The organism is Wolbachia endosymbiont of Ostrinia scapulalis (genome assembly GCF_023559145.1).
Lineage (GTDB): Bacteria > Pseudomonadota > Alphaproteobacteria > Rickettsiales > Anaplasmataceae > Wolbachia.
Genome location: NZ_CP096926.1, coordinates 1,272,021 through 1,282,731, shown reverse-complemented (window position 1 = coordinate 1,282,731; position 10,711 = coordinate 1,272,021). Strand labels below are relative to the sequence as shown.

Here is a 10,711-nt window from a genome sequence, read left to right as displayed (position 1 = left end):
TTTTGAAGAAGTTAAGGTGGGTAACCTGTTTTTTTCTACTTGCAGCAATGTTTCAAAAAGTATATGTGTCGAGTTGGGTAAAGTTGAAGGAGGTTCTGAAATGAGCAGTTATTAATTTGGTAGTGTATAACATTAATAAATTTAAATGATGCAACCATTTCCAGCAACAAAAATCAGCTAGCGTGAGAAGATTTTTTCTTGGAATCGCGTGGTCTACCATATGTACCATACGAACTTTTTAATATAACAATTTAACTATACGCTAAAACTAGCTACATTAGCCCATTTCATCCATATCTACATACGAACTGTTTTGCCTAAGCTTATTGAAATAATTTAAATCTTCTATTTTTATAACCTTATTTTTACGCGGCTTGTTCTCACAAATATACGACCTTTTTTGCAATCTTAGGAAGAGTCAATAATTCAATTCTTTATAACACTAGCTAGCATGGTATCTTCACTAAAATATTTTTTAAAAAGTTAGTTGACTTATAAATAATTCTCTACTAATACTGGCATGTGTTTGTTTATTCTGCTGAAGTGGCTCCGCAGGTTACTGTATAAGCTTCAGCAGTTTTTGCACTCCTTTAAAGCATCATATTCCTATATATTAAATATCGCTAGTGCTTCTCAAATTTGTTGATCTATAGTAAAACTGGCTAAAACTTGGAGTCATAAACAACTTTTAACCTAGTAGTAGTACTCACCATAAAAACTTAACAAAAATATGAGCAGTAAAAATATTACGTTGAAATTAGCTTGACCAATATTATATATTATACATAATACATCCTATATTTAGAATTAGGGGGTAGCTATGGTTGAGACTAAAGAATTTGTAGAACATATTATAAAACTTACCAATCGGCAAAGTGATCAAACAAATGAGCAGGAACCGAAATGGAAACCAAGCACTGGGCAAAGATGGCCAAGCACAGATGACCAGGAATTAGAAATAACTCAATTACCAACAAGTAGTAAAGATGACTACTACGAACTCATTAAACAAAGTTTATTTTGGATTAATATGAACTTAATGGATAATACAAGTAATTGGAGCTTATTAGAAAAAGAATGGGTTATTAAAGCGCATAGATCAGAATTAACAAAGAATCAGGAGAAGTTAATTCAAAAGTTATTTCATATTATCAATAGTCGTGATACTTCAACACTCCAACAATTTTTACAGAAAACTAAGAGTAATCCAGATCTAAAAACTGTTCTCGATCTTAAAGTAGGGGCGTCAGAGTTAACATTGTTACATATACTTCCAACAATCCTAAATTCATTTGATAGTTGTACTTTAGTGGATTGTCTCTTAAAAGCAGGAGCTGAACCAAATATACAAGATTATAAGGGAAAAACACCTCTACATTACTATGCTGCTACTTATCCTGTTGAAAAGAAATATGTGGATTCTCTTGTAAGCTATGGAGCTGATTTGAATATAAAGGACAATAATGGAAAAACTCCTCTACAAATTGCAATTGATAAAGGTACTTTGGATGTTGCAGAGTGCTTCTTTAATTTAGAGCAAAAGAAATTGTATGAAGAATTAAACAAGCTAATTGAAGGTACATCTAAACTTGAGAATGGTTCTTCCAAATATAACGTTCAAGGTGTTGAGGACCTGAAAAAGTTCTTAGATAAAAATAAAAACAATGAAGATTTAAAGATGATTTTGAGTATTAGGGATGAAGAAAATAATTTAGAAATACTTAAAGATTATATGTATACTGAAGTGATAAATTTACTCTCGGCAACTCAATCACAATTAATGGTAACTGAGCAAGAGACAGAGGAAACTTATGTACCACATCAATGTTTATTGGACATTTGTTTAACAGATCAACTACGGCAACTAAATCAGTTTGTAAGTGAAATACCAAAAGCTGCAAACATAGCTGAATTACAGAAAGTTGTCGATAAGGCTATCATGTCTGGAGTGGGATTGAATCTTACTAAAGATGGAGGTCAGTGTTTCACAGATTACATACTAGAAAGAATTGACCAACTAGAAAAAAACCATGAAGTTGCTAGCAATATAGTATGTACATTAATATCAAAAGGAGCAAGGTTAAGTAACTGGAATAGTTTAAACGTTATTGATGAAATAGAACTGGAGTTTAAAGAGCACAAAGCTAATATGATAAAAGCTCATGAACAGTGTGTTGATCGTACTCATAAATTTCTGAAAATCGCAAAAAATGCGACCAACGGCAAGTTAAATTGTGCAAAAATGGATAACGCTACTTTTTACTTAGAATATTCAGAAGACAGTATAATAGATGTTGCGCAGATTACAGATGGAACAAGGGATTTAGGACTAACCCATGGAGATGTAAAGTGTGGAAGAAATATAGTAAAGATCGGCAATAGTGAAGTAGAAATTAAAACTGAAGATGGCAAAAGGAATTACACAGACCTTACAGAAGGCAGCGGTATAGTATTAACTTTTTATACTAGTTTAGGAGAATTAGAAGTTAGATTATATCCTGATGAGAACAATAAAAAATTGATAAGAGTAGAAGTGAGCGATGAAGATCTATTTGAAGAAATAGCAAGTCATGAAGAAATAGGGCAAAATTGCTTATTGGGAGGTTTATCGGTTATTGAAGCTATAGATCAAGGTGTTTTTGCTAGATCTGGTGGATTAATGCGTCCTGAAGTAATAAGCGAGTCTAACAACAAATGGACAGGACGTGAAGAGTTAAGAAGAACTTATGATTCTAGGGCTAGGTAGATTAATTTGCCATAAAGGTTAAAGATTATTATTTAAATATAAACTACTATAATTTATAGATTTTGGATCATTTTCTACCATTGTTGCATCCAGTATGCTAAAATCTTCATTATTTATATTGATATTTTTCGCATAATTGATTCTGTAACATTGACTTACTTTTCTATATCAATTTCAGCATCTTTTTGTGTGGCCCTTTGCAGTAGCTCCTTTTGTAATAACCTTTTTTAATTTTCTGGCACATACTTTTTTCGATGTTTTTTCATATTGTTACTTTTATAAACGTTACATTGCTAATCCATAAAATTTCTCCAATTGCTCACTCCACAGCATCGGTATTTCTCTCAAATCAACTAATTTCAAATCTCTTGGCTGTCTCCCATTTACTATGTCTTCTTTAATCTTTGGTGCTAAATAGTTCAACCTCAAAATTTGCTGTATACGTCTTGTACCTATATTAATTTTGGCACTCAGCTCTTTTATATTTGCGTATTTTCCTTCCTCTAGTTGCCGTTTCCACAGGTAGGCTCTTACCACTGCTTTGAGTAGCGCATTATTTGTTTTTCCTTCTGGTTCTACTACCGTGCATTTGTTTCCTTTCTTTTTTATTGGTATAAATTTTTCCTCTGATTCAGAGTGCACCTCTATTCCATCCCTTTTTACCATTACTCCCTTTATTAACTTTTTCACTACTTCTTTTTGCTTTCCAAAACTTAAATTTTTCCACTCTTCCGCTTTTTCTCCCCATTTTTCATATAGGTGTTCAGCTTTCTTCATCACTTCTTTTTCCACTTCTCCAGCAACTATTGTTCGGTTCACTGATCCACAATCCTTCCCCCTTAAATGGTTATTGCACACATAATATCGGTACCTTTTATTTTCTTTTTTTGAGTATGTCAGCGTCATATTTACATCACAGCTCTTGCACTTAATTATTCCCTTTAATAGCGCTTCCTCATATTTTGCTTTTCTATATGGCTGGTTCTTTATCAATTCTTGTGCTTTTTGCCACTTTTCCTCTTCTATTATTGCTTCATGCTTTCCCTCATACTCTTTCTCATAATGTCTGATTTTTCCCACATATATTGGATTTGTTATTATTCTTCTCACCGTTGCCTTTTTAAAGATATCTGATTTTGTTCTGTAACCTTGGCTATTTAACTCCCTTGCTAGTTCTGCCATTGACTTCAGCTCCAAATATCTTTCAAATATGTGCCCTACTATTTTCGCTTCTTTCTCATTTATTATTAATTCTTTATCTTTTATATCATACCCTAGCGGCAAAGTTCCACCCATCCATAGCCCTTGTTCTTTTGATGTTGCTATTTTATTTTTTACTCTCTCTACTATCATCTCTCTTTCTAATTGTGCTGCTCCTGATAACACTGTTTGTACGAACCATACGCGTCAAGTTAAGAGATTGTGAGCAAATTTAGAGAGGTTAAAGTGGATACTCTAGCCCTTCTACGTTTGTCTTTTAATGAAAATAGCGACCAAGTTATAGTGAGTTTTTTAAGAAATGCTTTTAAACTATTAATTTTGGTTAATACTAAAAATAACTCTCTAACCCGCCTTTTTAGCTCAATAAATGCCTTTGTTAAGCTAAGTTCTGTATTCTTTTTCACTTCTGTGCAACCAACTATGCCGTGAAATATAAGAATTGCGCACAATTTAGCATATAGTTCACATAATACTCTGCATGGCTTTCCTTTTAGCTTATCAAGCCTGATATGGCTTTTATACAATTTAAATAATAACTCAATTTGCCACCTTACTCTGTAAATCGTTAATACTTGCTCAGCACTAATTTTATTTTCTGGAACATTAGTTATAAATATTGACCAGTTCAACAATTTTTGATTTCTTTTAGAGGATGTATATCCCTGCGATCTTGCTAATCTATTAGCTTTCCTTCTTCTGGCCATAGACTGTTCTTCAGTTAGTTTCTGACATATAATTCTTACTCTAATTTTTGCTTCTTTTCCTAACAATACCTCGTTTTCTAAAAATAACTTATCCTCTAAACATTCTAATAACTCCATTTTTTGATTTGTTTCTACATCATATATGTTGGTATCAGATTTATAACGACTTATGAAATAAGCTCCTATTTCATTGATTTGTTTAAAAGAACTTGGCACAAAATAACCGAGATCAGATATTAGCAAATCATTGCTTAATATATTACTTAAATGTTTCCTATATCCCTGGTCTGATCTTACCCCCTCCGTTAAATTAAGTTGGTCTATTATCTGATTCATGTAGTCGAAAACTAATTGTAACTTTATTCCAGACTTAGTATTGCTTTCATAGCCACTGTAGCTAGTACCATAACCTTTATACATCTCTTCCATACTGTTAGGTAGAGTAATATAGCTACTGTCCAATAATTTAACACTATTAAATTGCTGTAAGATTTTGCAATCAACTTGCAAGATATTTTTAAAGAGAATCACAGATTCATTATACATCCTTTTCATAAATTCCACTGCTTCTTCAGTAAATCTAAAATCCAAACCTTGTTTTGTTATATCTATCGAGTCCTCGTTTAGTAATTGACACATTGTTTCTACGCTACAATTATCAACTCCTATATTACCCAAGACCATGGCTTTTACGAATGATGAACCTTTTAGCTTTCTCTTTCTTTTTATAAACCTTGTTGTAATTGAGATTTTCTCTGCTTTTTCATTAAAAAATTCTTTGAGCTTTTTTGATAAGCAAGTTATTTTATTCATTGGTTCTCTCACTAAAAGTATATCTGGGAGAACTTATACCTTATTATTCTATCTCTTTCATACCTTTATTTCCTTAACTTGACGCGTATGATTGGCAAAACAGGCTTGGCTCACTACTTTGAACACTTAATGTTTGAAACTACAGGAAAATTTAAAGACATATAATCCACTTTGGGCAGCATTGGGGCCCAATTTAATGCTTTTACCACTAAAGAATACACCTGCTACTACGAATTAGTTCTCAAAAAAGATTTACCACTAGCAATGGAAATTGAAGCAGATAGAATGGGCAATTTTGATGTTACTCAAGACAAAATAGATAGAGAAAAAAATATCGTATTAGAAGAAAGAAAGATGAGATTTGATAATAATCCTGAAGCTTTACTATGGGAGGAAATGAACAGTGCATTTTATCGTAATGGCTATGGTAGGTCTGTTATTGGTTGGGAGAGCGATATTAAAACTTACAATAAAGATGACATAACAAGGTTTCATGATAACTATTATCATCCAGGTAATGCTATACTGCTCGTTGTTGGTGATGTAGAATTTGAAGAAGTAGCAGGATTAGCAAAGGAAAAATATGGTGCAATTAAAGCTGAGCCTTTAGTTAAGCATTATCCGAACCAAGATTCAATACATAATGCAGATATATCGGTAATTTTAGAAAGCACTGAAGTAAAAGAGCCAGTTTTATACTTTCGCTATAGTGTTCCTTTATTTGAGCAAATAAGTGAAACTTTTCCTGTTGATTTGGCAGTTGATGTTTTGGGGCATGGCAAGTCTAGTAAGCTATATAAAGATTTAGTTCTAGATAAGAATGTAGCAGTAGAAGTGTTTGCTTATTATAATAGCTTAGCTTTTAGTAATGGTTACATTGAGATTCGGGTAACTCCAAAAAGCGGGGTGAATTTGGATGCTGTTGCAAGAGAGTTAGAAAATTCTATTAATCACTTTACCTCTGAAGAAATAACAAGTGAAGAGTTGCAAAGCACAAAGTCTAAATACAAAGCAGCACAGTTTGATAATCCATACGCGTCAAGTTAAGGAAATAAAGGTATGAAAGAGATAGAATAATAAGGTATAAGTTCTCCCAGATATACTTTTAGTGAGAGAACCAATGAATAAAATAACTTGCTTATCAAAAAAGCTCAAAGAATTTTTTAATGAAAAAGCAGAGAAAATCTCAATTACAACAAGGTTTATAAAAAGAAAGAGAAAGCTAAAAGGTTCATCATTCGTAAAAGCCATGGTCTTGGGTAATATAGGAGTTGATAATTGTAGCGTAGAAACAATGTGTCAATTACTAAACGAGGACTCGATAGATATAACAAAACAAGGTTTGGATTTTAGATTTACTGAAGAAGCAGTGGAATTTATGAAAAGGATGTATAATGAATCTGTGATTCTCTTTAAAAATATCTTGCAAGTTGATTGCAAAATCTTACAGCAATTTAATAGTGTTAAATTATTGGACAGTAGCTATATTACTCTACCTAACAGTATGGAAGAGATGTATAAAGGTTATGGTACTAGCTACAGTGGCTATGAAAGCAATACTAAGTCTGGAATAAAGTTACAATTAGTTTTCGACTACATGAATCAGATAATAGACCAACTTAATTTAACGGAGGGGGTAAGATCAGACCAGGGATATAGGAAACATTTAAGTAATATATTAAGCAATGATTTGCTAATATCTGATCTCGGTTATTTTGTGCCAAGTTCTTTTAAACAAATCAATGAAATAGGAGCTTATTTCATAAGTCGTTATAAATCTGATACCAACATATATGATGTAGAAACAAATCAAAAAATGGAGTTATTAGAATGTTTAGAGGATAAGTTATTTTTAGAAAACGAGGTATTGTTAGGAAAAGAAGCAAAAATTAGAGTAAGAATTATATGTCAGAAACTAACTGAAGAACAGTCTATGGCCAGAAGAAGGAAAGCTAATAGATTAGCAAGATCGCAGGGATATACATCCTCTAAAAGAAATCAAAAATTGTTGAACTGGTCAATATTTATAACTAATGTTCCAGAAAATAAAATTAGTGCTGAGCAAGTATTAACGATTTACAGAGTAAGGTGGCAAATTGAGTTATTATTTAAATTGTATAAAAGCCATATCAGGCTTGATAAGCTAAAAGGAAAGCCATGCAGAGTATTATGTGAACTATATGCTAAATTGTGCGCAATTCTTATATTTCACGGCATAGTTGGTTGCACAGAAGTGAAAAAGAATACAGAACTTAGCTTAACAAAGGCATTTATTGAGCTAAAAAGGCGGGTTAGAGAGTTATTTTTAGTATTAACCAAAATTAATAGTTTAAAAGCATTTCTTAAAAAACTCACTATAACTTGGTCGCTATTTTCATTAAAAGACAAACGTAGAAGGGCTAGAGTATCCACTTTAACCTCTCTAAATTTGCTCACAATCTCTTAACTTGACGCGTATGATCTAGTCCTCTCGGTTGGAAAGATTTAAGTTATAATAAATTTCTTGCTAATCACATACCACTTAGCATAGTTATTTTCTTAACACTTGGTTTATGCACTTACCTTGCAATTGACAAAATTAGACAAAACAAACAGAGAATCTGAGAGCCAACTCTGAACCTAATACATGTGTTTATACTGCTTCAATAAATGATGTTCTAGAAGAACAAAATCAATTATAGAGATATTGGTTCTAGGCTTGTTTTTTATCTTTCACTGACCTTTTCATTTAGGTGCTTGTGATTAGCAACCATCCAGTTTACACTGTACCTAAGTATAGTTTAAATTTATGCTAAACAAGCTCACAGTTAAATCTCTTTCAGTATTGCTAATTTCTTTGTTATCTTTATATATAATACTGCCAAACTTCTTTGATAATAAGTTTCTCACCTCAAAAAAGAGGATAAATCTAGGGCTCGACCTGAAAGGTGGATCATCTATACTCCTGAACGTAGACTTAGATTTTTACTTCAAAGAGAAACTAAGCATGCTAACCGATGAAATAAAAGAAGGTCTGTTAACACAAAAGATTGAATTTAGCGCAAAAAACGATAAACAAGTGGTTGTAACTTTAAATAATATTGATGATTACAAAAAAGTTTCAACGTTAATACATAAAATAAACCCAAATTTAGAATTGAGTAGAAAAAATACTGCAATTTTCATTTCATATAAACCGCATTATAAGAATTCATTAATCAATGAAGTAGTTTCAGAGTCAATAGTTAATGTTCAAAGACGCTTAGATAAGCTTGGTACTAAGGAAGTAAGTGTGCAAAAACAAGGACAAAATAAGATATTAGTCCAAGTTCCTGGAGTAGAAGACACTCAGCAGATAAAATCTCTGCTTGGCAAAACAGCCAAGCTGGCCTTCCATTTGGCAAACACCAATGTAGCTAAAATGCAAGATATCGATCATGACACTACGATTATGCTCAAGGATTCTTTGGGTAATTCCTACCCGATATTCCGCAAAACTGAAATAGGCGGTGATTCATTAGTTAACGCATCAGTTAGATTTGGCAATTTAGGTAAACCAACAGTACATTTCAAATTCGATAGCATAGCAAGCAAAAAATTTGCAAAAATTACTAAAGAAAATGTAGGAAAGCCTTTTGCAATTGTTTTAGATAACACAGTCTTAACTGTACCAACAATACGTGAACCTATTCTAAATGGAGAGGGAGAAATTAGCGGTAATTTCACTGAAAAACAAGCGAGTGAACTTGCAATACTTTTAAAATCAGGTGCACTACCTGCACCACTTAAAATAATTGAAGAAAAAAACATTGGTCCAAGCCTTGGAGAAGAGTCAATAAAAGCAGGAGAAATTGCAGCAATAATTTCTATCATAGCCGTTGGTTTATCTATAATCATTACTTACGGCAAATTAGGCTTGTTAGCGTCTGTTGCACTCGTTTTTAATGTAATCTCTATACTACTCATTCTTACCTTACTTGAAGCAACTCTTACTCTCCCTGGAATTGCTGGAATTGCACTAACTGTTGGCATGTCGGTGGATGCAAATGTTTTAATATTTGAACGCATCCGCGAAGAAATAAGAGCAGGAAAAAGAACAGCTCGTGCCATTGAAGAAGGGTTTAAAAATGCAATAAAAACAATTCTTGATTCAAATCTCACTACACTGATTGCTGCAGGAATAATGTTCATTATTGGTAGCGGAGCAATTAGAGGGTTTTCTGTCACTTTATCGATAGGAGCTTTATGCTCGATGTTTTCTGCAATTATAGTCACAAAACTTCTGATAGAATTGTGCATCAACCCACAAAAGCTAGTACTTTAGTATCTGTTCAGCAGAGTGACAAAATAAGATAGACGAGAAAAGACAACTAAATGGTTGTCATGCAAGTAGCTATCCAGTCTTTTCGTCGTCAAAAACTTTGTAACATGCTTACCAATTTAGTGAGCATAAAACCAATATATTTGTGGAGGAAAAGGAAAAAAGAAACAGAAACCATCTTCAGGCTATCACAAAGGATATGGCCATAAGATTAAAGATATGGATAGATTTATCAAATTTCTGAATGGAAATCAGGATATTAGAATTGAAAAGATAATTGAAGAATTTGGTAATATGTGTAGAAGCACAGTATATAACTACCTTAGCAAAGTAAACTATACATATAAAAAAAACTTTTCTTTATCGAGAAAGAGATAAAGAGAAACGCAAAGAGTTCATAAAAAAAGTAGAAGAAATAAATAAAGAAAACTTGATATACATAGATGAGTCTGGAATAGAGGACAATGAATTTTATGAATATGGGTGGTCTCAAAGAGGCAAGAGGTTATTTGCCTAGGGTTCAAAAGAAAGAAGGTAAGCATGATTGGAGCACTGAATGAAGGAAAAGTTAAAGCACCATGGATAATTGATGGCTACTGCAACAGCGAGATTTTTGATGCTTATGTAGAAAATGTACTTGTCCCTGTATTTAAACCTGGACAGACTATTGTTCTCGACAATGCGAGTTTTTATAAATCTGCAAGGACGAAAAATTTGATAGAAAATATTGAGTGTAAAATTTTGTTCTTGTCTCCATACTCGCCAGATTTAAATCCAATTGAGAAGTTCTGATCAAGCACTCCATAAGAAAGGCTCTACAAACCTTTTGGCCCAATATTAATTCGGCTATTGATTTTGTCTTTCAGTGCTCGAGCAGATCTTACTTCGGTTAGCTATATCACTAAAATCTCGTATTCTACATTTGAC

5 protein-coding genes and 2 pseudogenes are annotated in these 10,711 nt (G+C 32.6%); 5 read left to right on the top strand and 2 right to left on the bottom strand.

Annotated elements, in window-relative coordinates:
- The first annotated feature begins 820 nt into the window (after window positions 1–820).
- Entirely contained in the window at window positions 821–2,746 is a 1,926-nt protein-coding gene (locus tag M1L26_RS06240) for an ankyrin repeat domain-containing protein (protein WP_250120162.1), read from the top strand.
- Window positions 2,747–3,031: 285 nt separating this feature from the next.
- Here M1L26_RS06240 and M1L26_RS06235 read toward each other — a convergent pair.
- Together M1L26_RS06235 and M1L26_RS06230 are read right to left on the bottom strand one after the other, a co-directional pair.
- Window positions 3,032–4,144 (bottom strand): annotated as a pseudogene (locus M1L26_RS06235) (recombinase family protein); the annotation flags it as partial.
- 14 nt (window positions 4,145–4,158) lie between these two features.
- A complete protein-coding gene (locus tag M1L26_RS06230; RefSeq protein ID WP_250119932.1) occupies window positions 4,159–5,484 on the bottom strand; it encodes an IS4 family transposase in 1,326 nt (441 codons plus the stop codon).
- Between the two features lie 90 nt (window positions 5,485–5,574).
- Here M1L26_RS06230 and M1L26_RS06225 point away from each other — a divergent pair.
- The 4 genes and pseudogenes from M1L26_RS06225 to M1L26_RS06210 form a co-directional block, all read left to right on the top strand.
- Window positions 5,575–6,513 (top strand): annotated as a pseudogene (locus M1L26_RS06225) (M16 family metallopeptidase); the annotation flags it as partial.
- 91 nt (window positions 6,514–6,604) lie between these two features.
- The gene (locus M1L26_RS06220; protein ID WP_250119932.1) at window positions 6,605–7,930 is read left to right on the top strand and encodes an IS4 family transposase; all 1,326 of its coding nucleotides are present in this window, start codon (window positions 6,605–6,607) and stop codon (window positions 7,928–7,930) included.
- A 342-nt stretch (window positions 7,931–8,272) separates the two neighbouring features.
- A complete protein-coding gene (gene secD / locus M1L26_RS06215; protein ID WP_250120161.1) occupies window positions 8,273–9,787 on the top strand; it encodes a protein translocase subunit SecD in 1,515 nt (504 codons plus the stop codon).
- A gap of 537 nt (window positions 9,788–10,324) precedes the next feature.
- Window positions 10,325–10,576 (top strand): transposase, encoded by a 252-nt coding sequence (locus M1L26_RS06210; protein WP_211908401.1) that lies wholly within the window; start codon window positions 10,325–10,327, stop codon window positions 10,574–10,576.
- The last annotated feature ends 135 nt before the right edge of the window (window positions 10,577–10,711 follow it).